Annotated in this window: 19 protein-coding genes and 2 pseudogenes; 15 read left to right on the forward strand and 6 right to left on the reverse strand. The window is 58.8% G+C overall.

Annotation, left to right across the window (positions count from 1 at the left end; genetic code table 11):
• Both HK44_RS29465 and mrdA read left to right on the forward strand, forming a co-directional pair.
• Nucleotides 1–191, forward strand: a 191-nt coding sequence (locus tag HK44_RS29465; RefSeq protein WP_206756134.1) for a hypothetical protein, incomplete at its 5' end; no start/stop codon positions are given.
• A gap of 24 nt (nucleotides 192–215) precedes the next feature.
• Nucleotides 216–2108: a penicillin-binding protein 2 gene (gene mrdA / locus HK44_RS10185; RefSeq protein WP_019692855.1), complete on the forward strand. Its 1893-nt coding sequence runs from the start codon at nucleotides 216–218 to the stop codon at nucleotides 2106–2108.
• A gap of 11 nt (nucleotides 2109–2119) precedes the next feature.
• On the opposite strand, the gene HK44_RS10190 is transcribed toward mrdA, so the two are convergent.
• Nucleotides 2120–3076 (reverse strand): LysR family transcriptional regulator, encoded by a 957-nt coding sequence (locus tag HK44_RS10190; RefSeq protein ID WP_019692854.1) that lies wholly within the window; start codon nucleotides 3074–3076, stop codon nucleotides 2120–2122.
• Between the two features lie 172 nt (nucleotides 3077–3248).
• On the opposite strand from HK44_RS10190, the gene HK44_RS10195 reads away from it, so the two are divergent.
• Together HK44_RS10195 and HK44_RS10200 are read left to right on the forward strand one after the other, a co-directional pair.
• Nucleotides 3249–4004, forward strand: a complete 756-nt coding sequence (locus tag HK44_RS10195) for a class II aldolase/adducin family protein (protein WP_024264837.1) — start codon at nucleotides 3249–3251, stop codon at nucleotides 4002–4004.
• A gap of 257 nt (nucleotides 4005–4261) precedes the next feature.
• A pseudogene (locus HK44_RS10200) lies at nucleotides 4262–4384 on the forward strand (quinohemoprotein amine dehydrogenase subunit beta); the annotation flags it as partial.
• A 39-nt stretch (nucleotides 4385–4423) separates the two neighbouring features.
• On the opposite strand, the gene HK44_RS10205 reads toward HK44_RS10200, so the two are convergent.
• The 3 genes from HK44_RS10205 to HK44_RS10210 form a co-directional block, all read right to left on the reverse strand.
• Nucleotides 4424–4819 carry a lysozyme inhibitor LprI family protein gene (locus tag HK44_RS10205; protein WP_019692851.1) on the reverse strand — a complete coding sequence of 132 codons (396 nt, stop codon included), beginning with the start codon at nucleotides 4817–4819 and terminating at the stop codon, nucleotides 4424–4426.
• Nucleotides 4820–4900: 81 nt separating this feature from the next.
• Nucleotides 4901–5290 carry a GFA family protein gene (locus HK44_RS29680; RefSeq protein ID WP_019692850.1) on the reverse strand — a complete coding sequence of 130 codons (390 nt, stop codon included), beginning with the start codon at nucleotides 5288–5290 and terminating at the stop codon, nucleotides 4901–4903.
• A gap of 24 nt (nucleotides 5291–5314) precedes the next feature.
• Nucleotides 5315–6235 carry an ADP-ribosylglycohydrolase family protein gene (locus HK44_RS10210; protein ID WP_019692849.1) on the reverse strand — a complete coding sequence of 307 codons (921 nt, stop codon included), beginning with the start codon at nucleotides 6233–6235 and terminating at the stop codon, nucleotides 5315–5317.
• Nucleotides 6236–6384: 149 nt separating this feature from the next.
• Here HK44_RS10210 and HK44_RS10215 point away from each other — a divergent pair, with 149 nt between their 5' ends.
• A complete protein-coding gene (locus HK44_RS10215) occupies nucleotides 6385–6843 on the forward strand; it encodes an SRPBCC family protein (RefSeq protein ID WP_019692848.1) in 459 nt (152 codons plus the stop codon).
• A complete protein-coding gene (locus tag HK44_RS10220) occupies nucleotides 6830–7192 on the forward strand; it encodes an ArsR/SmtB family transcription factor (RefSeq protein ID WP_019692847.1) in 363 nt (120 codons plus the stop codon). The genes HK44_RS10215 and HK44_RS10220 overlap by 14 nt, the downstream gene beginning before the upstream one ends.
• Nucleotides 7193–7491: 299 nt before the next feature.
• Here the strand turns inward: HK44_RS10220 and inhA are convergent, their stop codons facing one another.
• The gene (gene inhA, locus HK44_RS10225) at nucleotides 7492–8190 is read right to left on the reverse strand and encodes an isonitrile hydratase (RefSeq protein ID WP_019692846.1); all 699 of its coding nucleotides are present in this window, start codon (nucleotides 8188–8190) and stop codon (nucleotides 7492–7494) included.
• A gap of 109 nt (nucleotides 8191–8299) precedes the next feature.
• On the opposite strand from inhA, the gene HK44_RS10230 reads away from it, so the two are divergent.
• From HK44_RS10230 to HK44_RS10260, 7 genes are all read left to right on the forward strand, one after another.
• On the forward strand, nucleotides 8300–9286 hold the full coding sequence (locus tag HK44_RS10230) for a GlxA family transcriptional regulator (RefSeq protein ID WP_019692845.1): 987 nt from the start codon (nucleotides 8300–8302) through the stop codon (nucleotides 9284–9286).
• 618 nt (nucleotides 9287–9904) lie between these two features.
• Nucleotides 9905–10276, forward strand: coding sequence for a DUF6124 family protein (locus tag HK44_RS10235; protein ID WP_019692843.1), 372 nt, complete (start codon nucleotides 9905–9907; stop codon nucleotides 10274–10276).
• Nucleotides 10277–10425: 149 nt separating this feature from the next.
• Entirely contained in the window at nucleotides 10426–11598 is a 1173-nt protein-coding gene (locus HK44_RS10240; protein WP_019692842.1) for an MFS transporter, read from the forward strand.
• A gap of 614 nt (nucleotides 11599–12212) precedes the next feature.
• A complete protein-coding gene (gene mgtA / locus HK44_RS10245; RefSeq protein WP_019692841.1) occupies nucleotides 12213–14978 on the forward strand; it encodes a magnesium-translocating P-type ATPase in 2766 nt (921 codons plus the stop codon).
• A gap of 265 nt (nucleotides 14979–15243) precedes the next feature.
• A complete protein-coding gene (locus HK44_RS10250) occupies nucleotides 15244–15678 on the forward strand; it encodes a chemotaxis protein CheY (RefSeq protein ID WP_019692840.1) in 435 nt (144 codons plus the stop codon).
• 148 nt (nucleotides 15679–15826) lie between these two features.
• Nucleotides 15827–16474, forward strand: a complete 648-nt coding sequence (locus HK44_RS10255; RefSeq protein WP_019692839.1) for a response regulator transcription factor — start codon at nucleotides 15827–15829, stop codon at nucleotides 16472–16474.
• A gap of 6 nt (nucleotides 16475–16480) precedes the next feature.
• Nucleotides 16481–19726 (forward strand): transporter substrate-binding domain-containing protein, encoded by a 3246-nt coding sequence (locus HK44_RS10260; protein ID WP_024264838.1) that lies wholly within the window; start codon nucleotides 16481–16483, stop codon nucleotides 19724–19726.
• A gap of 10 nt (nucleotides 19727–19736) precedes the next feature.
• On the opposite strand, the gene dkgB is transcribed toward HK44_RS10260, so the two are convergent.
• Nucleotides 19737–20540: a 2,5-didehydrogluconate reductase DkgB gene (dkgB, locus tag HK44_RS10265; protein ID WP_019692837.1), complete on the reverse strand. Its 804-nt coding sequence runs from the start codon at nucleotides 20538–20540 to the stop codon at nucleotides 19737–19739.
• A 149-nt stretch (nucleotides 20541–20689) separates the two neighbouring features.
• On the opposite strand from dkgB, the pseudogene HK44_RS10270 reads away from it, so the two are divergent.
• Nucleotides 20690–20821: pseudogene (locus HK44_RS10270) on the forward strand (hydrolase); the annotation flags it as partial.
• Nucleotides 20822–21064: 243 nt separating this feature from the next.
• Nucleotides 21065–22501 carry a mechanosensitive ion channel domain-containing protein gene (locus HK44_RS10275; RefSeq protein ID WP_019692835.1) on the forward strand — a complete coding sequence of 479 codons (1437 nt, stop codon included), beginning with the start codon at nucleotides 21065–21067 and terminating at the stop codon, nucleotides 22499–22501.
• Nucleotides 22502–22551 lie beyond the last annotated feature (50 nt).

The raw sequence follows: 22551 nt of genomic DNA on the forward strand, positions 1-22551 counted from the left end.
AATTGCGAAAGCAGTTGGGGTTTTGTTTTGCCTGCGAGAAAGTGCTCATCGGCGGCACTAACGTCCGACCGTCGTTTTGGCCGTCAAGGACAACCACTTGGGAAATTACCCCTAAAGTGGCCGCGCAGTTTTTGGTATGGTGCAGCTCGTTTTTTAATGGACTGATGTCACGCGCAGGGAATGGCGTTTAACCCGGTCAAAGAGTTGCTGCAGAGATGCCCGAACCGATCCCGATCAAGGACCACGAAAAAGAAACGCGCCTGGTCAACAAACGGCTGTTGGCCTGCGCGCTGTTCGTGGTTGCAATTACCTGCGCGCTGGTTGTGCGCATGTACGTCCTGCAAGTGGTCGAGTTTGACTATCACTCGACGATCTCTGAAAACAACCGGGTGCATGTCCTGCCCATTACCCCGACTCGCGGTCTGATCTACGACCGCAACGGCGTGCTGCTGGCCGACAATCGGCCAAGCTACAACCTGATCATTACCCGCGAACGCGCAACCGATGTGAAAGGCGAGCTGGACTCGGTGGTCAGTCTGTTGCACTTGCCTGCTGAAGATCGCACGCTGTTTGACAAGGCGATGAAGCAGGCGCGCCATCCCTTTGTTCCGGTCACCTTGTTTTACGAGCTGACCGAAGAGCAGATTGCGGTACTGGCGGTGAACGAGTTCCGCCTGCCGGGAGTCGACGTTGAGCCGCAGTTCGTGCGCAACTACCCGCTGGGTGCGCATTTCGCCCACTCTATCGGTTATGTCGGGCGTATCAACGAGAAAGAATCCAAGGCACTGGATACCGTCGAGTACCGCGGTACCCAGTCGATCGGTAAGACCGGCATCGAAAAATTCTACGAGTCCGAGTTGCATGGTCATGTCGGCTATGAAGAGGTCGAAACCAACGCCCAGGGCCGGGTGCTGCGAGTGCTCAAGCACACTGATCCGATTCCCGGGAAAAACATCGTGCTCAGCCTCGATGTGAAGCTTCAGGAAGCGGCAGAAGAGGCACTGGGTGACCGTCGCGGTTCAGTGGTTGCTCTCGATCCAGCAACCGGTGAAGTGCTGGCAATGGTCAGCAAACCGAGTTTTGACCCGAATCTGTTCGTCACCGGCATCAGCTCCAAGGAATACGCGGCGCTGCATGACTCCATTGACCGCCCACTGTTCAACCGGGTCTTGCGCGGGTTGTATGCGCCAGGCTCGACGATCAAGCCGGAAGTGGCGATTGCCGGGCTCGACACCGGCGTGGTGACAGCGTCTACCAGGGTCTTCGATCCGGGATACTACCAACTGCCGGACTTCGACCATAAATACCGTAACTGGAATCACAGCGGCGACGGTTGGGTCGACATGGACGCAGCGATCATGCGCTCCAATGACACCTATTTTTACGACCTGGCGCACAAACTCGGCATTGATCGCCTGCACGATTACATGACGATGTTCGGCCTTGGCGAAAAAGTCTCGCTGGACATGTTCGAAGAGTCCCCCGGGCTGATGCCGTCTCAAGCATGGAAGCGCGCTACTCGCCGTCAGCCGTGGTTCCCCGGTGAAACCGTGATCCTGGGGATTGGCCAGGGTTATATGCAAGTGACACCGCTACAACTGGCTCAGGCGACGGCACTGATCGCCAACAAAGGCGTGTGGAACCGTCCGCATCTGGCCAAGACGATCGATGGCGTGCCACCAGTGGATGAGCATCCGATGCCGAACATCCTGCTGAAGAATCCACACGACTGGGAGCAGGTCAACCACGGTATGCAGATGGTTATGCACGATCCGCGGGGTATCGCCCGTGCCGCGGCTGTGGGGGCGCAATACCGGATTGCAGGCAAGAGCGGCACCGCGCAAGTGGTGGCAATCAAACAGGGCGAGCGCTACGACCGTTTGAAGACCCGCGAGCGTAACCGCGACAACGCGTTGTTCGTCGGTTTCGCCCCGGCCGAACATCCGCAGATCGTGATCTCGGTGATGATCGAGAACGGCGAGGCCGGCGGTCGCGTTGCCGGCCCTGTGGTGCGACAGATCATGGATGCGTGGCTGCTGGACAAGGACGGCCATCTGAAGCCGCAATACGCGAGCCCGAGTAAACCACCCAGCGATCCTCACGTTTGACGCGCTGAAAACTACAGCACCTGCTCATGCCTGCTGAGCAGGTGCTGGAAGCTTTCCAGGAACACTGTTTCGGCCTGAGTCATTTTTTGCTCACGATTCCAGAGCAACCGAATATCCAGATCCACCACACCCTCCTCAGGCGGCAAACGCCACAGCAACCCCTGCTCGACATCTCGCCGCACCAGATGAACGGGTAAACAGCCGATCCCAAACCCTGCGCAGATCAACCGATGAATCTCTTCGAAACTGGTCGAAGATGCGACGATCTTGCCGGTAAAACCTTGCTGGTCGCGAAACAGCGTCAGCGGCGAAAGATTGCCACCCAACTGGTCGCTGGTGAAGCTGACGAAGTGCTCGGTGGCAAGTTGTTCCAGCCTCAGATTCGTCTGCCCGAACAGTCTGTGGCGTTGGCCGCAGAAATACCCATAACGTTCGCGAAACAGCACCCGTTGCTCCAGCCGCGGTTGCGGCAGTCGGGATAAGCCGACGCCGACCGTCGCAGTCTTTTGCAGCAGGGCACTGATGATGTTCGAACTGCCCATCACCTCGACTTCCAGTTCGACATTCGGATGACTCTCATGAAAGTCCGCCAGGAACTTATCGTAGTGCGGGGACTGGATGCCGCTGATGGTCAGGATCCGCACCTTGCCCACCACGTCATCGTGAGGAGTCTCGATCACCGGTCCCAGGCGCGAAATATCACCATAGACATCGGCCGCGATCTGCAGCACTTCTTCGCCGGTTTCGGTAAGGTCGAAACGCCGGCCGCTGCGAACAATCAGCACGCAGTCGAGTTGCTCTTCCAGACGCTTGAGCGCCTGGCTCACCGCCGATTGCGTGATGTGCAGGCGCGCAGCAGCGCGGCTCATGCTGCCTTCCTGGGCGATCACCAGATAGGTGCGCAACAGGTTCCAGTCGAGCCGGTCATTGAGAAAGCGTCGGCTGGATTGGGTGGCGGGTGAGGGCATAAAGAATCCTGCTATTAGCAAAACTAATAATTAGGTTAAGAATTCGAAAATTGACTAATCCTAGCCCTGCCGCGATAAAGCCCACAAGCACACCGTGCTGTTGATCCCCGGCGTCTGCGCGTTGCCCGTCCAAGGGCAGCCGGTCGCCATCACACACAAAAGAGGTGAGTTGGTGAATAAGCCTGAGCACATGAACACCATTGAATGGCAGGCCCGCTGCGAGTTGGCGGCCCTGTATCGGTTGGTCGCGCACTTTCGCATGACCGACCTGATCGACACCCACATCACATTACGGATTCCAGGACCGGAGCATCACTTCCTGATCAATCGCTACGGGGTGATCTTTGATCACATGCGCGCCTCGGATCTGGTGCGCATCGACCAACAGGGCCGAATTTTCGATCCGGTGTACGCGGATCATCGGGTCAACACTGCGGGCTTCGTGATCCATTCTGCGATCCACATGGCACGCCCCGATCTGAACTGTGTGATCCACACCCACACGGCGGCGGGCATGGCGGTGGCTGCACAGAAGCGAGGCCTGCTACCGATCACTCAGCATGCGCTGAAGTTCTACGGCAAGCTGGCTTATCACACCTATGAAGGCATCGCTTTGTCGCCGGACGAGCGCGAGCGGTTGATTGCCGACCTGGGACCGCACAAGGCGATGATCCTGCGCAATCACGGACTGTTGGTGGGCGGCGCCAGTGTGGCCCATGCGTTCCAGGAAATTTACTTCCTGGAGCGTGCCTGCCAGGCGCAGGTACAGGCGTTGGCGGGTGGGTGTGAGCTGAACTTCCCGTCGCCAGAGGTCTGTGTCCACACGGCTGAACAGTTCGAGCAGGACGATGCCGAGAACATCATCGAACTGGCCTGGTCTGCGGCATTGACCCTGATCGAATCGCAACGCGAATCCTATTGCTCATGAGCACTGAGTCAGGCGCTCTACGGCACTCTGAACCGGGAAGATATTTCCCCATGACGTGCGTGCTTCGTCGCATATCTGGAAGTGACCCGGCCAGAGACTGGGCGGACGGATCCGGAGCGCTTGATGACTCTTGTAAAAACAATAACACCACAACTGCAACATGAAGCCCGGTTGTCCTGGGAGAAGCTTCACCTTGAAGGCAAAGTCCCGAACGGGGTTTGCGCGCTGAAATCGACGCCGCGATGCCGGCCATCGATTACCTGGCCGGGACCTTCAACGACGTGGCGATCTTTGATGCCGACAACCTGAAACAGATCGGCAGCATCAAAATGCCGGGCGGCGACATGGCGATCACCACGGCGCAGGTGTTTGTCCGCTAAAGCTCCTACGGGGGCTGGTGTTGACTGCGATTTTTTCGTTCAAGGAACCGGGCAACTCAGGTCGCCTTCCTGGCACTCGAGGTAGGTCTTGAACGCCTCGACACGTTTTAGCGTCAGCCCGGCCATGCAATTGCCGTAGATCATCGGGTAAGCGCTGCCGCCAGCCACCCCGAACGCCGAGAACTCGCACTCGGCATCGCGGAACGCCACCCAGGCGCGCTGAGCACCGACCAGAAGCTTTCTGCTATCGGCGTTGTCCCTCAAGCGTTCATTGATCTGCTTGTAGAGGGCGTTGAGCTGGGTATCGGCCTTCTTGTAATCCTTGGCGGCACACTCGTTCATCGTGCGTTGGTCGGCGGCATTCGCGCAGTCGTCGGCATGGGCGAAGGGCGCCAGCAGCAGCGGCGCAAGTGTCAGTAAAAAGCGTGGAAGCATGGAACGCTCGCGTGGGTCTTCGATGAGTTGAATAGGCTGATTGAAGTGCAGTCGCCACGCTTGTGCAACCCGTAGCGGTGGTTACTCGGCAGACTCGGCAATGCCTTCATAAGCCAGCCATGGCACATCGTGAGATGTCCAGATGTGTGCCTGCGGCGTCATTTGCGGATCATTATCGAGCGTCGCCACCCGCACAATCACATGTGGCTGAGCCAAACGCTCGGCCACCAGGTGCGAGCCGCACTGCGAGCAGAAGTGCCGCAGCTTGCCAGGCGAGGACTCGAAGGATGACAACTTGTCCAAACCTTTGATCCAGCGAAAATGCTCACGCATGACCCCAGCTGTCGAAGCAAACGCCGCCGCATGTGCTTTGCGACAGGTGTGGCAATGACAGTGGCTGATCGGCATGTCGAGGCTGTCGAGTTCATAGGCGATGGCCTTGCACAGGCAACTGCCGTGGAGAGTGGGCATGAGGTACTCCTTGTGTCCGTGTGTTCAGTCATTAAGTCGGGTGAGTGATGCTTGCAGTAATGCGTCAGCTATCGCCCTGATTTCATCGCACATATGCAGCTTCGCAAGCCAGTTCCTGGGGATTGCTTGAACACCGTAAAAAGCTCCGGCCAACTGCCCGACAATAGCGGCGGTAGTGTCAGCATCATCACCCAGGTTGGCTGCCTGCAGAATGGCGTCTTCAAAGCTGTCGGTGTGATGGAAGCACCACAGCGCCGCCTCTAACGAGGCAACGCAGTAACCTGTACCCACGATCTCGGATTTTGGTATGGCGAGATAGTTGCCACCGGCAATCGCGGCGACTTTTGGTTCTGAAAAGTGAGTGTGGCCCAGGTGTCGCAAGTCCGATTTCGACGCGCCCTGCAATGCTCTGCAAATCAATTCGGCGAACAACTGACAGCATTCGATGGCTTCTGGGGCCGCGTGAGTGGTTCTGGAGCTACTGCTGGAAAACACGTTGATCTGATCGATGTCAGGGAAATAGAAAAGCACCACTGGCGCCAATCGCATCAGCGAACCGTTACCTGCGGTGAACGGATCAGTCGATCCGGCGAATGGATTGCCGGTTTCCTGATAATGAGTCAGGGCTTCGCGCACGGTCATGCCGATATCAAAGCAATCTCCAGTCGAACTCAGGTAACCCCATTGCCACCAATTGAGATAACGCCCCATCTGGTCGGTGGCATCAAAACCGTTTTTTGTGAGCAGGCTTTCGGCCAGGCACAGAGCCATCGATGTGTCATCGGTCCACTGGCCCGGTTTCAGATTGAACGGGCCACCACCCACCATATCGGTGAGCGCCGGGAACGACCCGCGCGGTTTGAACTCTACGCTTGTACCGACGGCGTCGCCGCAAGCCAGCCCCAGCAGGCTGCCGCAATAACGCTCCGAAAGGGTAGGCAACATGAAGCATCCTTGTTTTGGGCCAGTTCACTGGCGACGTTAGCATTTCCAGACGTCATGACAAAAAGGTAAAGCCTGTCCGAATGCTTTATGCAACCAAAAAGTTGCGCGTTCAGCCATCCGGGCCTAGTGTTCATCAAAGGAGGTGACCTATGCACTCATCAGATCGCATCGAAAGAAAGATCCTGCTCAAGGCTCCACGCTCCACCGTCTGGCGCGCCTTGGCCAATGCCGAGTCCTTCGGCAAGTGGTTTGGTGTCGCGCTCGAGGGCAAACGTTTTGTCGCCGGTGAGCGAACCCGGGGGCAAATCACTTATCCGGGCTATGAACATCTGGTCTGGGACGTACAGGTGGTGCGGGTCGAGCCCGAGCGGGTGTTTGCGTTCCGTTGGCATCCGTATCCGGTGGACCCGACCGTGGACTATGCGTCGGAGCCCACCACCCTGGTGCTGTTCGAGCTCGAGGACATGGAGGGCGGCACGTTGCTGAAGGTTGTCGAGTCCGGTTTCGATAACATTCCGGCAGAACGCCGTCTGAAAGCTTTCCGCATGAACAGTCGCGGCTGGGATGATCAAATGACCAACATCGAGACGTACCTTGCCACCCCCTGACGCCTTAACGCTGGATACACCGTCGACCGCCACTGCGCTGGGCCGCTCGGCGCTGACCTTCGCCGCACTCGGCGACGAAACCCGGCTGCGGCTGATCGATGTGTTGTGCGGCGGCGGGGCGATGTCGATCGCACAACTGACTGTCGGCACTGACATAAGCCGTCAGGCCGTGACCAAACACCTGCGGGTGCTGGCTGATGCGGGTCTGGTGCGTGACACCAAGCGGGGGCGTGAACGCCGATGGGTCTTTGAGCCGACGCAACTGGACGAGGCCCGCCGCTCGCTGGAAGTGATCAGCCAGCAATGGGACCACGCGTTGGTGAATCTGAAATCCTTTGTCGAACAATGAATTGCCCCATCCCGTTTGAGCCGTATCCGACGCACTACTCGCCGCTCGGATGCTTGAGACCTGAGGTGTCTAAGGGTTTTCGGAAGTGCTGCAATGGCGAATGTCTTACGCGAAGTAGTAGCTATGTCTCCTGTTTAAGATTGGATCCGAAGCGTAATCTGCACCCATCAACTGAAGCGCAGGACGCGCTCAGGGTCATGGATGATCGACCATTTGCAAGGATCGCAACGACAGGATGTCGTCATGGTCTTGAAAACCCGCTTCGGCGGGTTTTTTTATGCGCGCTGTAAAAGTCTGTTTCAGGCCTGGTTGAATGCTTTGTCGAGCCGTGCGGCTACGCGCTCGGTGATCAGCGTGCGCTGATTGAGCGAGGCGGCTGCACGCTGATGGGCTTGCTCCAGCACGGCTTTCGGCGCGGTTTGCGGGTCGCCGGAATTGAATGGTGGTGCGGGCGCGTATTCGAGTTGCAACTGCACCAGTTGAGCAGTGTCTGCGTCGAACAACTCAGCGGCCAGGGTCAGGGCAAAATCGATCCCCGCCGTAATTCCGCCACCGGTCAGCAGATTGCCGTCGCGTACCACCCGGTCCCGAACCGGAATGGCGCCCAATAGACTCAGCAATTCATGATAGGCCCAATGGGTCGTCGCACGTTTTCCCTTGAGCAATCCCGCCGCGCCGAGCACCAATGCGCCGGTGCATACCGAGGTCACGTAGCGTGCCTGGGCGGCGTGTTTGCGAATGAACGCCAGGGTCTGTGGATCTTCCATCAACGGCCCGACACCGCTGCCTCCGGGGATGCAAATCACATCCAGGTCGGGGCAGTCATCGAATGTGGTGGTCGGTTTCAGGACCAGACCGGTGCTTGCCGTCACGGGGATCAGGTCCTTCCAGATCAAATGCACCTTTACGTCCGGCAACGAGGCCAACACATCGTAAGGTCCGGTCAGGTCCAGTTGCTGCACCTGTGGAAACAACAGAAAACCGATCTGCAACGTCATGACGCTATCTCCTTGGTCTGCGTGTTCGCACCCGTTTTGGGTGGACGGTTTGACTGTAGGCTCGTAGGATTTGGCGCATACGCCAATCAGCCCTCGAATTACGCCAATCATGCCGAACTCACCGAAAACCATTCATGTGCTGGCCTTCGCCAAGGTGCAACTGCTGGATGTCACCGGGCCGTTGCAGGTGTTTGCCTCGGCCAATGACATTGCGGCGCAGCGAGGGCTGTCGCCACCATATGCGCCGATGGTGATCGCCGATGGCGGCGGGGCGGTGATGTCCTCGGCCGGCTTGGCGCTGTTGGCCGAACCGTTGCCGAGCGAGCCTTCCGACACGCTGATCATCGCGGGAGGCTGGGGCGTTTACGCAGCGGCAGAAGATGCTGTGCTGGTAGGCTGGGTACGTCAGCAGGCTGCGGTTTCGCGGCGCGTGGCGTCGGTGTGCACGGGCGCATTTTTGCTGGCCGCCAGCGGCTGGCTCGACGGTCGTCGCGTGGTCACCCACTGGACCCGCTGCGATCAGCTGGCGCAAAAGCACCCGCAACTGCGGGTCGAACCCAACCCGATCTTTATCAACGACGGCCCGGTCTGGACCTCGGCCGGGGTTACGGCCGGTATCGACCTGGCGTTGGCGCTGGTGGAAGCAGATCTCGGTCGCGGGATCGCCCTGGAAGTCGCCCGGCATCTGGTGGTGTTCCTCAAGCGCCCAGGTGGCCAGTCGCAGTTCAGCGTGACGCTGGACCTGCAACAGCACGGCAACCGCTTTGATGAGCTGCACGCCTGGATCGCCGAAAACCTCAGCCTGGACCTCGGCATTCCGGCGCTGGCCTTGCAAGCGGGCATGAGCGAACGCAGCTTCATCCGGCATTATCGCGCCGACACTGGCCAGACCCCGGCGCGGGCCATCGAACTGATCCGCGTCGAAACTGCGCGACGGCTACTGAGTGACACTGGAGTGCCGATCAAACGAATCGCCGTGCAATGCGGGTTCGGCAGCGAAGAAACCCTGCGCCGCAGTTTCCTGCGGGCCATGGCCGTAACTCCGCAGGCGTATCGCGAACGGTTTTCGCGCGAGAGCGTTGTTGAGGAGGGTTGAATCAGCCGATCCCTAGCTCCTGGGCTTCCATTTCCGACGGCTGGTTGAAGTTTTAGCGGCACGTTCGCGGCCGATTTCCCAGCACTTGATCAGGCCTTTGTCTTCGGCTTCCCAGAGTTGATCCCGGGTCAGGCCCGAGCGGGGAGATGCTTGGATGCTGCAGTGAATGCGATGGGTCATTCGGGTTCCTTGAATGCGGGTTTTTATTGAACAGCTCCGCTGTACCCGTTGAGGGGGGGGCGATCTTTTGGGGCTGTCTTTATTAAACGCGTTTCGTCAGGTGGACCGCGTCTTCGTTCATCGCGGGCAAGCCTTGCTCCTACAGAAGCAGCGTTGGCCGGGGAATTCTCCGACGAGGTTTTCAGGTTGTGGTTAGGAAGGGCGCGGGACTAGTGTTTGCGGGTCGCTGCAAAATCAGTGACCGGGTTTGGTCGCCCGGGTTTAGAATGGCGCACAGAACCGCGTGAGCGGTTTTTTTGCTTATTGGCAAGCTGTGCGTGGGAGGGCTTAGGCCCTGCCGGGTTTCCATTCCCTGGTCGACCAACCTGCGTACAGTTCGCCACCCTTCTGCTTGGTCGCAGAAATGGCGAACTCCAATTTCTGAATGGAGTTTCAACCATGGTCAAGATCACCCCCAATCCCCCCGAAAACCCCAGCGTTTCCCCGTACGATCCCCTCGATTCCAGCAAGCTGCATGAAGCCGCCGAGCGGGCGCTGGATTTCCACTTACCGCCGTTCACCCCGCCACCGAAACTCGATACCCGGCCGGGTAAAATGTTTGTGGTCATTCCCGATGTGGATAACGAAACCCTGCTGGCCCACGCCAGCGAAACCCTGGCGTCGGTGAATGTGCTGGCCAGCGATCTGGCCTTCGAACTGGAAGGTTCACGACGTCATGTGGCGTTGGCGATTCAGCAGATGGTGGTGCTGGGCGAGTTGCTGGTGAACCGGGCACTGGATAATTTCGATCCTTACGACTCGGACGCGTAGAAGGCAACCTGTGGCGAGGGAGTTTTTTCGCCACAGGAACAATCAGAACCCGGAGCTGTTCCTGACGTTGTCATCATCCTCTCGGTACGCAATTTTTCTGCAACGGTAAAGTGTGGCACGTTGCATACCCCAGCAGAGGAGGGAACCCGATGGCAAACCCCTATCAAGCGTTATTTAACGCCCCCGGCAGCCGCGCCTTCGTGCTGGCGGGGATGGTCGCGCGCATGCCGATCTCGATGACCGGCATCGGCCTGATCACCATGCTCTCGCAGTTACAGGGCGGTTACGGGTTGGCCGGGTCAGTGGCGGCGACCTTTGCCTTGGCCACGGCATTTTGCGCGCCGCAGGTGTCGCGCATGGTCGACCGTTTTGGTCAGCGCCGGGTGCTGCCGATCTCTGCATTGGTCGGCGGTGGCGCGTTGTTGCTGCTGTTGCTCTGTACACGATTGCAAACGCCGAACTGGACGCTGTTTGTGTTCGCCGCGCTGGCCGGTTGCATGCCGAGCATGTCGGCGATGGTCCGGGCCCGCTGGACCGAGCTGTATCGCGGTCAGCCGCAGTTGCAAACCGCCTATGCGCTGGAGTCGGTGCTGGATGAGGTGTGTTTTATCGTCGGGCCACCGCTGTCGGTGGGGCTGTGCGTGGTGGTGTTTCCCGAGGCCGGGCCGTTGGCGGCGTTGCTGATGTTGGCGGTCGGGGTGACTGCGTTTGTGTTGCAGCGCAGCACCGAGCCGCCGGTGCATCCGCATGATGCCGATCAACCGGGATCGGTGGTTGCTTCAGGGGATATACGTCTGTTGATGTTGTTGATGGGCGCCATGGGCATCATCGTCGGGGTGGTGGATGTGGTCAGCGTGGCGTTCGCCCAGCAGCAGGGCCAGCCGGCAGCGGCGAGTATCGTGCTGTCGGTGTATGCCATCGGTTCGTGCCTGGCCGGGTTGGCGTTCGGCGCGTTGAAACCCAATGCACCATTGCCGCGTTTGTTTCTGTACGGCGGAGTGGCGACGGCGCTGACCACGTTGCCGTTGCTGCTGGCGGGGAACATTCTCGGGTTGTCGCTGGCGGTGTTTGTGGCGGGGCTGTTTTTTGCACCGACACTGATTGTTGCCATGGGTTTGGTGGAGCGCATCGTGCCGCCGGCCAAACTCACGGAAGGCCTGACCTGGCTGATCACCGGTCTGAGCATCGGCGTGGCGATCGGCGCAGCCGGTTCCGGCTGGCTGGTGGATGCCTTCGGCGCGCGTAGCGGGTTCTGGCTGTCGATTGCGGCGGGAGCGGTGGTGCTGGGTTCGGCCATCCAGAGTTATCGCCGACTCAGGTGAGCGGCACGATGTGGCGATGAACTGTGGTGAGGGGGCTTATCGGAACGCCGCACCGCCCCGTTCGGCTGCGAAGCAGTCGCAGATCCGCTACCCGCGGTGTGCCTGCTGAAATCGTTGCTTCTTTATAAAAGATCGCAGCCGGCGTTTTGTTATTTCATGCCCTGAAAACACTCAACCTGAACCCTTCCTGAAGAACTGCCGATTTCATCCTGTGGAAATTGTTTCAAGGTTTACTCTCATAAAAGTGCGGCGTAAGCTGCGCGCGTTTTCATCAATAGCGGAGACCCACGTGGGTACTTGTTCGAGTGACAGTAGTCGGCCGGTTACGGTAACCGGCATATTCTCGGCAAGATAACGCGCAGTTTCCTGTGCTGTTGTCTCGCCGCAAAGCGAGCAGCGGCATCCCGATCGTGGCCAGTCCTGGCCCGAGTCCCGACGTCCTCTCAACGACACTGAACAGTGTGTGATGCCGACCTTTGCGTCGCCATTGCAGCCTATCGACGCGCCTGTCTTATTGACGGGCGGGCCGGACCCGTTTTGCCTGTTTTAGGGCAGGGCGTGAGGTCGGCCGTACCTGCTCGTGGGTTTCCCGGCTGATCCTTGGGGGAACCGCCATGAAACTCACTCTGTTGAAAGAGTTCTTCGCAGGCTTTCTGCGGACCCGACACTTCGCCCGGCACTTCCGCCGATTGGCGCTGCTGGAAAGCTTCACCGACACGCCGGTCGACCGTGAAGTGCCGCCCACTCTGGCGCAAACCCTGGTGGCTGCCGCCAATAGCGACGCTGGCAGTCTGCTGGAAAAACTCGGCAGCCACAGCGACGGCCTGAGCGACAGCGAGGCCGAGGCGCTGCGTGAGCAGTTCGGCCTCAACGAAGTCGAGCACGAGCAGCCATTGCCGTGGTGGACGCACCTGTGGCACTGCTACAAAAACCCGTTCAACCTGCTGTTGACCTTGCTGGCGGTGATCTCGTGGCTGACCGATGACCTGAAGGCCGCCACGGTGATTTTCTCGATGGTGGTGCTCTCGACCCTGTTGCGCTTCTGGCAGGAGGCCAAGTCGAACAAGGCCGCCGATGCGCTCAAGGCGATGGTGAGTAACACCGCGACCGTGATGCGCCGTGACTTCAGCGCTGAACCGGCGACCGTATTTGGCAAGCTCTATGGCGCGGCGGCCCGGGTCAAAGGTGCGCAGCGCATTGAACTGCCGATCAGGCAACTGGTGCCGGGCGATCTGATCGTGCTCTCGGCCGGCGACATGATTCCTGCCGATTGCCGGGTGCTCAGCGCCAAGGACCTGTTCGTCAGCCAGGCGGCGATGACCGGTGAATCGATGCCGGTGGAAAAGTTTGCGCGCCAGCAGGACAACGACACCAGCAACCCGCTGGATCTGGACAACATTCTGTTCATGGGCACCAACGTGGTGTCGGGCGCCGCCACGGCGGTGATTCTGACCACCGGCAACAACACCTATTTTGGTGCGCTGGCCCAACGTGTCGGCGCCACGGATCGCGTGCCGACCTCATTCCAGACCGGGGTGAACAAAGTCAGCTGGCTGCTGATCCGTTTCATGTTCGTGATGGCGCCGCTGGTGCTGTTCATCAACGGCTTCACCAAGGGTGACTGGATGCAGGCGCTGCTGTTCGCGCTGTCCATCGCCGTGGGCCTGACCCCGGAAATGCTGCCGATGATTGTCACCTCGACCCTGGCCAAGGGTGCGGTGTTTCTGTCGCGCAAAAAAGTCATCGTCAAACGCCTCGACGCAATCCAGAACTTCGGCGCGATGGACGTGCTGTGCACCGACAAGACCGGCACCCTGACCCAGGACAAAATCTTCCTGGCGCGGCATGTCGATGTCTGGGGCGAAGAGTCCGAAGACGTGCTGGAAATGGCCTACCTGAACAGCTACTACCAGACCGGGCTGAAAAACCTGCTGGACGTGGCGGTGCTCGAACACGTTGAAATACAGCGTGAACTGAACGTCGGCAGCGCCTTTCGCAAAGTCGATGAAATCCCGTTCGACTTCAATCGCCGACGCATGTCGGTGGTGGTGGCCGAGCAGCACCAGCCCCATCTGCTGATCTGCAAAGGCGCGGTGGAAGAAGTGTTGGCGGTGTGCAAGCGTGTGCGTCACGGCGAGGCCGAGGAAGCGCTGACCGATGAGCTGCTGGCGCGGATTCGTCAGGTCACGGCCGAACTCAACGAAGAAGGCTTGCGCGTCGTCGCGGTGGCCGCGCGGTCAATGCCGGCCGGTCGCGACACTTACAGCCTGGGCGATGAGCAGGAACTGACGCTGATCGGTTACGTGGCGTTCCTCGATCCGCCGAAAGAAAGCACCGCGCCTGCGCTCAAAGCCCTGGCTGCCCACGGTGTGGCGGTCAAAGTGCTGACCGGTGACAACGAACTGGTGACCGCAAAAATCTGCCGCGAAGTGGGTCTGGAGCAACAAGGCCTGTTGATGGGCAACGATATCGAGCGCATGAGCGACGCCGAACTGGCGCTGGCGGTAGAGACCACCAATGTCTTCGCCAAACTGACGCCGACGCACAAGGAGCGCATCGTTCGCCTGCTCAAGGCCAACGGGCATGTGGTTGGATTCATGGGCGACGGCATCAACGACGCACCGGCGCTGCGTACCGCCGACATCGGCATTTCGGTGGACAGTGCGGTGGACATCGCCAAGGAAGCGGCCGACATCATCCTGTTGGAAAAGAGCCTGATGGTGCTGGAGGAGGGCGTGCTGGAAGGCCGTCGGACCTTCGCCAACATGCTCAAGTACATCAAAATGACCGCCAGCTCGAACTTCGGCAACGTGTTCTCGGTGTTGGTGGCCAGTGCGTTTATCCCGTTCCTGCCGATGCTGCCGATGCACCTGCTGGTGCAGAACCTGCTGTATGACATTTCGCAGATCGCCATTCCGTTCGATAACGTCGATGACGAGATGCTGAGAAAACCACAACGCTGGCAGCCAGCGGATGTCGGGCGCTTCATGATCTTCTTCGGCCCGATCAGTTCGGTGTTCGATCTGTTGACGTTCGCCTTGATGTGGTACGTGTTCGATGCCAACACCCCGGACCATCAAACCCTGTTCCAGTCGGGCTGGTTCGTGGTCGGATTGCTGACCCAGACGCTGATCGTGCACATGATCCGCACGCCGAAGATTCCGTTCCTGCAAAGCCGTGCAGCCACGCCGCTGCTGGTGATGACCGGGATCATCATGACGGTGGGGATCTTCCTGCCGATGGGGCCACTGGCGCATTACTTCAAACTGCAGGCGTTGCCGTCGCTGTACTTTGTGTTCCTGCCGGTGATCCTGCTGGCGTACATGGCACTGACCCAGGCAGTGAAAGGCTTCTACATTCGCCGGTTTGGCTGGCAGTAATGCTGCCGGTGTAGGAGCGAGGCTTGCCCGCGATAAGGACGCTGCGGTCTTACGTGTAGACCGCGTCATCGTTCATCGCGGGCAAGCCTTGCTCCTACGAAAGGGCGCCAGTGTCATCGGCATCACAACAAAAAAATTGAACTTAGATGGAACTGTTTCTTTCAGAAAGGTCCTACAGAAACCCCGCGGCATTGCCCTTAGTCTGAGGCGCTCTTGATAAGGGTGGGCGTAAACAGCCGCACCGTCATTGTAGGGTCAATCAAACATGCCGAATAAAGCGTTACGTATCCTGATCGCCGATGAGCAGCATTTTCATCACATGAAAATCGAGCGCAAGCTGAATCAGCTCGGTTACTACCGAATTGCCCCCGTGCATTCCCTTGTAGAGCTGCTCAGCGTTGTCGAATACGGCTGCGAGCCGTTTGATCTGGTGATCATCAATGCAACCTTGTGTACCGGGACCGGCCTGGACCTGGTGGCGTTCTGCCAGGACAACCAGCAGATCTGTCATGCATTGATCTACGATGCCCAGAAAGCCGGACTGCCCGCATTGTTCGCTGCCCAGCAGCACAACGTCCGGATCAGCCAGGCTCGTATACCGGACCAGGAAACCCTCGAAGGGCTGATGAGTCGCGTCGATATGCCGGCTCATGGTTCCCAGCGTGGACACGCCCGGCAGCAGGGTGGTTTACGCGCCTGAGCCACTCGACCGTTCGTCTGAACTGTCAACTCTGACAGGTAGTTTCGCTCGGTTTCTCGTGCAACAGTCGTTGCGCAGCCATTGTGTCAGCCTTGGTAAACGCCATGGGCGGCACGCCGGGGTTTTGGGCATTTCTATAGGAGTTGCCATGCCGTCAGCGCTGATCGTGGATGATCATCCGATAATTCGTGCCGCCGTCAAAATGGTACTTGGGACGATCAAGGACTCCAAAGACAAAACGATGTTCCCGACCATTCAGGAATCATCCAATGGTATTGAGGCCCTGCAATTGATTCTTGCCCAGGCACCTGATCTGGTGGTGCTGGATCTGAATATTCCCGGGCTTAGCGGGTTGGAATTACTCAAACGTCTACAGCGCGAACAGTCACCTGCCCAGGTTGTGGTCTTTACTTCCCATGAGCCGCTGTTTTATGTCGACCGTTGCATAAGAGTCGGGGCCTTGGGTTTCGTCTCGAAAACCAATGACCTGCAAGAGCTGCGTAAAGCCGTTCAGGCGGTGAAGTCCGGTTACACCTGTTTCCCTCGACTGGGCACCAGTTCAGTGCATCTGGACTCCCTGCAACTCAATGAACGGCAGATGATCGCGAATCTCTCCGACCGCGAGTTGACCATCTTTCGATATCTGGCGCTTGGCTTTCGCAACCAGGAGATCGCCCAAGTCATGAACCTCAGTCACAAGACTATCAGTACCTACAAAACCCGTCTGATCGAAAAGCTCAATGTGAGGTCTCTGGTTCATCTGGTGGGTTTCGCCAAGCGCAATCAGTTGATCTGAATGCGCATGCACATGCGTCTGCATGCCTGGTTGGTAGTGTCGATGTTGCTCAGTCCGTGGTACACGGCGGACACCTTTGCTCAAGAGTCCGAGTCCCTGCATCTACTGGGCCGCTCGACCGTTGAGGGTTACCGCGTCGCACTGGCACCGGCCGACTGGCGCTGGTTACGGGAGACGGGCCGCTTGCGGCTGGGCGCTTCGGCACCGGATTACCCACCGTTCGAGAGCACGATCAACGACTACGATTTTGAAGGCATCACTGCTGATTTTGCGGACCTGCTCGCCCAGTTGCTGCGTATCAAGGTAGAGGTGACGCGTTACGATTCTCGCGAGGCTGTGATTAACGCGTTGAAGCAGGGAAAGATTGATTTGCTGGGGACCGCCAACGACTTTGAAGCGGCTGATCCGCAGCTGCTGATGTCGCGTGCCTATGCAGAAGATACTCCGGTTCTGGTCGCCAAGGTTGGCGACAACGCCAGGCTGACAGCAGACCTTTCAGGGTTGCGGGTGGCAATGCTCGATCACTACCTGCGGCCTGAAGCTGTCGAGGCGGTTTACCCCGAAGCCCGGTTAACACTCTATCCCTCGACATTGAGCGCCATTGGCGCCGTGGCCTTTGGGCGCGCGGATGTCTACCTCGGCGACTCCATCAGTGCGCGCTACCTGATCAGCAATAATTACCTGAATAATGTGCAGTCGGCGCAATTTTCCAGAATGGAAGTCAATACATTCGGGTTCTCCATGAGCGCCGAGAACACCCGATTGCAACGCATCATCAATGCCGCTCTGGCGGTGATTCCAGAGCAGGAGCGCATGACCATCCTGCGTCGCTGGAACTCCGGCAGCAGTTTCAGCAATCCGCAACGCGTGCAGTTGAGCGCCAGCGAACAACGTTGGCTGGACCAGAACCCGCGTGTCAGGGTCGGCGTCATCGGCCACTTTGAGCCACTTTCGTTTTATGACAAGGAAGGCCGGTTCAGTGGCCTCAGCGCCGAGGTCCTGGACAGAGTCAGCCTGCTCACCGGGTTGAAATTCGAACCGCTGCGTAGCGAATCGTTGAATGAGCAACTCGATCAGCTCAATAAGGCCAAAGTCGATATGTTGGCGGTGATGACACCCAGCATCGAACGCCAGACAGAGCTGCGTTTTACTAGACCGTATCGGATCAGCCCCTTTGTGCTTGTCAGTGCCGTGGGCGCCGGAGCCCCCAAAACATTGGACGATTTGCCGGGTAAACGTCTGGCAATTGTCCGCGGTAACGCTCTGCACGAATTCATTCAGACCAATGCACCGGGTGTACGCTTCGTCGAGGTAGAAGGCCCCGCCCAGGCGATGGCAATGGTGGCCAGCGGGGCGGCCGATGCTGCGTTGAATTCGCTGATCAGTGCGCGATACATGATTGCCCGGCACTACCGCAACACGCTTGAGGTGAGCAGCACCGTTGGCAATCAACCGGCGCATGTCAGCTTCGCTACCCAGCGTGGAGCCCTCGAGCTCTATTCGATCCTGAATAAAGCCCTGCTAAGCATTCCTCCGGAAGAAATGGATGAGTTGGCCAATCGTTGGCGCAATGAACTGCCGATGGATGACAGCTACTGGTCGCGTCACCGCACTTCCATTCTTCAGGGGTTTTTGGCCGCCGGGCTGTTGTTGCTGTTGGCACTGTGCTGGATTGCTTACCAGCGCAACCTGATCCGCAAGCGCCAGCAATTGTTGCAACAGGTGCAGCAAGCCAGGGACGCGGCAGACGATGCCAACCGTGCCAAAACCACCTTCCTGGCCACCCTGAGTCATGAGATTCGCACGCCAATGAATGCTGTGATTGGCATGCTTGAACTGGCGATGCTGCGTGCTGAAGAAGGCGTTTCGGACCGCTTTGCGATTGAGGTGGCGTGGAATGCAGCGCAGCAGCTGCTGGAGCTGATAGGCGACATTCTGGACATCGCGCGGATCGAGTCGGGGCATTTGTCCCTGACCCCGGAGCGTGCAAATCTGATGGTGCTGGTCGGTTCGGTGAGCAAAGTGTTCGAAGGTCTGGCGCGGCAAAAGAACCTGCTTTGGCAGGTCGAACTGGACGCCCGCAGTGACCGCGATATGTTGATCGATCCGATGCGTTTCAAGCAAATCGTCTCCAACCTGCTGAGTAACGCGATCAAATTCACCCGCACCGGACAGATCAGTCTGACGCTACGAATAGAGCCCGCTGCCGTTCATGGGTACCTGGCGATCAGCCTGCGTATCGAGGACAGCGGGATTGGCATCAGCGAGCTCGACCAGCAGCGATTGTTCAGTCCGTTTGTGCAGGCCGGCAATAGCCCGCAGGATGGCCGCAGTGGCTCCGGGCTGGGTTTGCTCATTAGCCGTTCGCTGTGCGAGATGATGGGTGGCCAATTGCAGTTGAGCAGCAAGCTGGGCACAGGCACTCGAATCGACGTCAGCCTCGATGTACTGGCATTGCAGCCGCTGGCCGCACCGCCGACGGTCGAGACTGCGCCACCGGAGCGAGGGCACTCGTTGAACATTCTGGTGGTTGACGACTACCCGGCCAATCGCCTGTTGCTGTTACAACAACTGAGCCGCCTTGGGCACCGTGTGTGTGATGCCAAAGACGGTGAGCAGGGGCTCGAATGCTGGCGTGAACATACGTTCGACGTGGTGATCACCGATTGCAACATGCCGAATCTCAGCGGTTACGAGTTGGCCACGGCGATTCGTGACGAGGAGCGGGCCGGTGGGCACACGCCTTGCCTGATTCTCGGTTTCACTGCCAACGCCCAGCCCGAAGAAAAAATCCGCTGCATGGAAGCCGGGATGGACGATTGCCTGTTCAAGCCCATCGGCCTGAAGGACCTGAGTGCTCGCCTGGCCGGCGTAACACCGGACACGAGCACGCTACAACCGCTCGAAACGCTGCTGGCCAGCGCGGTCGAGATCGACCTCAGCAGCCTGGAACAACTGGCCGGACCTGACCGCAGTCAGATCAATAAATTGCTGGCTGAGCTGGCCGCCAGTAATGCCGAGGACCTGATGCGGTTACAGGATTTTTACCGCCAAGGTAATCACATGGGCTTGCGGGACCTGGCCCACCGGATCAAGGGGGGTGCGCAAATGGTCAAGGCGCGGCGCCTGGTCCGATGTTGCGAACAGCTGGAAGTCGCCTGCGATAATCGCGATCAGACATTGTTGAACCAGGCGGTGCAGGCCTTGCAAGACGCCATGGAGCGTTTGGCTATGCACCTGGAGCAGCACTGAGCGGTTCTGCTCAATCCCAATCGGGGGCGATACCTTTGGGGCTGGTCAGGCGTTGGCCGCGTTCAAGTCCTGCGATCAGCGTCATATCTGCTTCGCTAAGCGTCAGGTCGCGGGCCGCCAGGTTGCTGTCGAGGTTGACCCGTTGGGTCGAAGACGGGATCACCGCGTAACCCTGCTGCATGGCCCAGGCCAGCGTGACTTGCGCCGGGGTTGCCTGATGCCGCTCGGCGATCTGTTGGATGACCGGGTCCTTCAGGACTTCGCCGTAGGCCAGGGTCATGTAGGAGGTGATTTGAATACCCTGGCTCTGGGCGAATTCGACCACTGTGCGGTTTTGCAGGTAAGGGTGCAGCTCAATCTGATTGGTCGCGATGTTGTCTGCACCAACCGCATCGATAGCTTGCTGCATCAGGTCGACGGTGAAGTTCGACACACCGATCTGCCGGGTCAGGCCCAGCGCTTTGGCTTCCAGCAGGGCACCCATGAATTCGTGCACCGGCACCTGGTTTTCCGGGGACGGCCAGTGAATCAGCGTCAGGTCCAGGTAATCGGTTTGCAGTTTGTGCAGGCTTTCTTTCAAGCTGGCGATCAGTTGGTCCTTAGCGAAATTGGCGATCCAGATCTTGCTGGTGATGAACAGCTCTTCGCGGGCAATGCCGCTGGCGGCGATAGCCTGGCCGACATCGGTTTCGTTGTCGTAGATCTGCGCGGTATCGATCACCCGGTAACCGAGTTCAAGGCCAGTGCTCACCGAATCGATGACCACCTGGCCTTGCAAGCGAAACGTACCAAGGCCGAAGGCTGGAACAGACATGTGTGACTCCAAGGGTTGTGACGGGAATGGCGGCGAGTATCCCGATCTGCATCCTTGAGAAAAACCGCTGTATCGGCAAAGCACCTTTTACTGAAAGTCACGAATCCAGAGTGGCGTGTGCTCAAGCGATGTCGCTGTGGCTGAATGCCTTCGGCCTGGCGTGCGAGTTTCACCGTGACTGGCGCAACGACGTGGAAGGGTTGGCGACCTTGTTCTCCAACCACATTCCGGATTACCGCAACCTGATGACCAGCTACAACACGCTGACCAACAGCAAGTAACACTGGTTTGGTGGCGTACACAGCTTCTGTATACGCCACTAACCAACTGTGGGAGCGAGCCTGCTCGCGATAGCGGTCTGACAGTCACTGCATAGGTGTCTGTTCCACCGTCATCGCGAGCAGGCTCGCTCCCACATTGGTTTTGTGGTTTTGTGCGGGGTGCGTTCATCTCGCAACCAAACACTCCTACACTGTGCCCAATCTGTGCGATCTTCACGCCATTGGCTTTGCTGGAGTTGCTTGATGTTGTCACTTCTCACCGATCACCCAATGTTCTGCGCCCTGGCGCTGATTCTGCTCGACATCCTGCTGTGGCGTTTGGTCAGTGCCAGTCACTGGCAGTTGGTCGTGCGGGTGGTGATTTTTGCGTTGTTCAGCGCCGTGCTGTTCAACGAAGGCATGAACCCGATGGACGTGGCGCCCTGGCCGGAGAACGTGCCGTTGCACCTGGCCGCGACTGGATTGCAGATTGGTTGGTGGCTGTTTGGCGCGCGGACCCTGACGGTATTGCTCGGCACGGTGATGATGCAACGGGTCGGGCATACCGGCCGGCTGTTGCAGGATTTGCTCGGTGCGGTGATTTTCCTGATCGCGATCATTGCCGCCCTGGCGTATGTGCTCGATTTGCCGGTCAAAGGCGTGCTCGCGACTTCCGGTGCCCTGGCGATCATCGTCGGCCTGGCATTGCAGAGCACCCTCAGCGACGTGTTTTCCGGCATCGTGCTCAACACCACCAAACCCTATCAACTGGATGACTGGATCTCCATCGACGGCACCGAAGGCCGGGTCACCGACGTCGACTGGCGGGCCACGCGGCTGCAAACCTCACAGGGCAGCATGGCGGTGATTCCCAACTCGCTGGCGGCCAAGGCCAAGATCATCAACTTCAGCCGGCCCAGCGACATCTTCGGCATTACCATCAGCCTGCAACTGAGCCCCCATGCACGCCCGCACACGGTGATCGAAGCGCTGGAGCGGGCGATGCAGGGTTGCCGGCCGCTGCTCAGCAAACCGGCACCGAGCGTTTCCTTGAAAAGCTCCAGCGCCAGCGGCGTGGAGTACGAGATCATCGGATTTGTATCGTCCATGGGGCAAAAGCGCGAAGTGCGCAATCTGCTGTTCGATCTGGCCTTCCGGCATTTGCGGGCATCGGGCGTGAGCCTGTTGTCGACTGCAGAAACTGCAACACCACCAGGCTTTTCGCGGCCACGGGCGCTGCTCGAAAGCTCGAGTATTTTCTCGACCTTGCGTTCGGAAGAGAAAGACACCTTCAGCCAGAACATGACGCTCATCACCTTCCGTGCCGGGGAAATGATCCTGCCGGCCGGCGAGGTCAGCGATCACCTGTTCATCATTGAGTCCGGGGTGGTTTCAGTAGCCTTGAGCCGTGGCGGCAACAAGTTCGAAGCCGGACGCATGGGACCGGGCGAGGTGATCGGCGAGGCCGGGATTCTCTCGGATAAATCGGTGCCGGCAGACTTTTCGGCCAAGACCTTCTGCACCCTGTACCGGATCGAAAAGGAATACCTCAAACCCTGTCTCGACGCCCGCCACGACATCAACGAAGCGATGCAGGCTTTGCTGGATTACCGCTTGCACACGGCGCAAACCCTGACTCAGGAAGTGCCGAAGGTCGTGGAGAAGAAGGGCTTCTTGCAGTGGTTGCGTAGCCGGGCGTAGCCCACTACGAAGCCCTCACAGTGTTCTCACTCGTGGGAACCATCAAAAAC

Source organism: Pseudomonas fluorescens HK44 (genome assembly GCF_000217955.3).
GTDB lineage: Bacteria > Pseudomonadota > Gammaproteobacteria > Pseudomonadales > Pseudomonadaceae > Aquipseudomonas > Aquipseudomonas fluorescens_AQ.

Bases quoted from the DNA above. Each gene is read 5' to 3' on its own strand.
- HK44_RS29680 (WP_019692850.1), bottom strand. From the start codon at position 5,290: ATGCCCACTCTCCACGGCAGTTGCCTGTGCAAGGCCATCGCCTATGAA.
- HK44_RS10210 (WP_019692849.1), bottom strand. From the start codon at position 6,235: ATGTTGCCTACCCTTTCGGAGCGTTATTGCGGCAGCCTGCTGGGGCTG.
- inhA (WP_019692846.1), bottom strand. From the start codon at position 8,190: ATGACGTTGCAGATCGGTTTTCTGTTGTTTCCACAGGTGCAGCAACTG.
- HK44_RS10190 (WP_019692854.1), bottom strand. From the start codon at position 3,076: ATGCCCTCACCCGCCACCCAATCCAGCCGACGCTTTCTCAATGACCGG.
- HK44_RS10240 (WP_019692842.1), top strand. From the start codon at position 10,426: ATGGCAAACCCCTATCAAGCGTTATTTAACGCCCCCGGCAGCCGCGCC.
- HK44_RS10230 (WP_019692845.1), top strand. From the start codon at position 8,300: ATGCCGAACTCACCGAAAACCATTCATGTGCTGGCCTTCGCCAAGGTG.
- mgtA (WP_019692841.1), top strand. From the start codon at position 12,213: ATGAAACTCACTCTGTTGAAAGAGTTCTTCGCAGGCTTTCTGCGGACC.
- dkgB (WP_019692837.1), bottom strand. From the start codon at position 20,540: ATGTCTGTTCCAGCCTTCGGCCTTGGTACGTTTCGCTTGCAAGGCCAG.
- HK44_RS10275 (WP_019692835.1), top strand. From the start codon at position 21,065: ATGTTGTCACTTCTCACCGATCACCCAATGTTCTGCGCCCTGGCGCTG.
- HK44_RS10255 (WP_019692839.1), top strand. From the start codon at position 15,827: ATGCCGTCAGCGCTGATCGTGGATGATCATCCGATAATTCGTGCCGCC.
- HK44_RS10235 (WP_019692843.1), top strand. From the start codon at position 9,905: ATGGTCAAGATCACCCCCAATCCCCCCGAAAACCCCAGCGTTTCCCCG.
- HK44_RS10250 (WP_019692840.1), top strand. From the start codon at position 15,244: ATGCCGAATAAAGCGTTACGTATCCTGATCGCCGATGAGCAGCATTTT.
- HK44_RS10260 (WP_024264838.1), top strand. From the start codon at position 16,481: ATGCACATGCGTCTGCATGCCTGGTTGGTAGTGTCGATGTTGCTCAGT.
- HK44_RS10215 (WP_019692848.1), top strand. From the start codon at position 6,385: ATGCACTCATCAGATCGCATCGAAAGAAAGATCCTGCTCAAGGCTCCA.
- mrdA (WP_019692855.1), top strand. From the start codon at position 216: ATGCCCGAACCGATCCCGATCAAGGACCACGAAAAAGAAACGCGCCTG.
- HK44_RS10205 (WP_019692851.1), bottom strand. From the start codon at position 4,819: ATGCTTCCACGCTTTTTACTGACACTTGCGCCGCTGCTGCTGGCGCCC.